General features: G+C 45.7%; 1 pseudogene. It reads left to right on the forward strand.

The features are described 5' to 3' along the window. The first annotated feature begins 55 nt into the window (after positions 1-55). Positions 56-1,234, forward strand: a pseudogene (locus tag F6K46_RS39855) (IS630 family transposase). The last annotated feature ends 13 nt before the right edge of the window (positions 1,235-1,247 follow it).

Here is a 1,247-nt window from a genome sequence, read left to right on the forward strand (position 1 = left end):
TGGCGTGGCACAGCTAAAATAGTGCAATAGAAATAAGATAACTGAGGCGGAAAGTATGGGAAGAGGAAAACGAGACAAGGTGATTCTGAGTCGAGAACAGAGAAAAAGGCTGGAAGTCATAAGCAACAATGGATACGCCCCAGCCAAAAAAATACTTCATGCTCAAATACTGTTGATGTCAGACGAAGGAGGGGAAGCAAAGCGGAAATGGACAGATAACGAAATTGCATTAGCACTCAATCTCCATCGCAATACAGTGGGTCGAGTGCGAAAAAAATTCTTAGAAAAAGGAGTAGTGCCAGCGTTAGAGAGAAAACTCAGCAAGGTTACCACCAGTAGAGCCGATTGTCGATGGAGAAACAGAAGCTCAAATTATTGCCCTTTGTTGCAGTGAGCCACCCCAAGGGAGAGGGAATTGGAGTTTGAGACTCTTAACTACAGAACTCAAGCGACGCACAATCGTCACGGAAATTTCTAGGGAAACAGTGAGACGAACCCTAAAAAAAACAAATTGCGTCCCTGGAAAACTCAGAGATTCTGTATTCCAGAACGAGATTTGCCAAGATTTGTAGCCGAAATGGAAGTAGTTCTAGACCACTATACCTGTCCTGAAAATCCAGAAATCCCCTTAATCTGCATGGATGAAGCCAGCAAGGAGTTACATGGTCACTTGTACGAACCGATTCCGATGCAGCCAGGAGTAAATGCCAAAGAAGACTATCACTACACCCGTGAAGGAGTCCAAGCCCTATTTATGTTTTTTGACCCCAGCCGAGGTTGGCGACGAGTCAGTTGTCGCGACAACCGCACCAGCTCCGACTGGGCTATGGAAGTCAAGCAATTACTCGATATTGACTATCCTGATGCTCCCAAAGTGCGCTTGCTGTGCGACAACCTCAATATCCATAACATCTCCTCTTTTTACAAGACTTTTCCCGCCTCTGAAGCCCACAGTTTGGCACGGCGACTGGAGATGATTCACACGCCACGCAATGGTAGTTGGCTTAATGTAGCGGAAACTGAGCTATCAGTACTGTCTCAGCAATGTCTTGACCGTCGGATTGCCACGGTTGAGGAACTAAAGAATGAACTTGATGCATGGCAACAAGAGCGCAACAGTAGTTCAGCCAAGGTCGTTTGGCGATTTACTACCGAAGATGCACGAGTCAAACTTAAACACCTATATCCTGTATTTGAACTTGATGAAGACCTAGAATCTAATGCACCAAATTAGCTGTGCCACGCCA

It is taken from the genome of Moorena sp. SIO3E8 (assembly GCF_010692445.1).
In the GTDB taxonomy this organism is placed as follows: domain Bacteria; phylum Cyanobacteriota; class Cyanobacteriia; order Cyanobacteriales; family Coleofasciculaceae; genus Moorena; species Moorena bouillonii.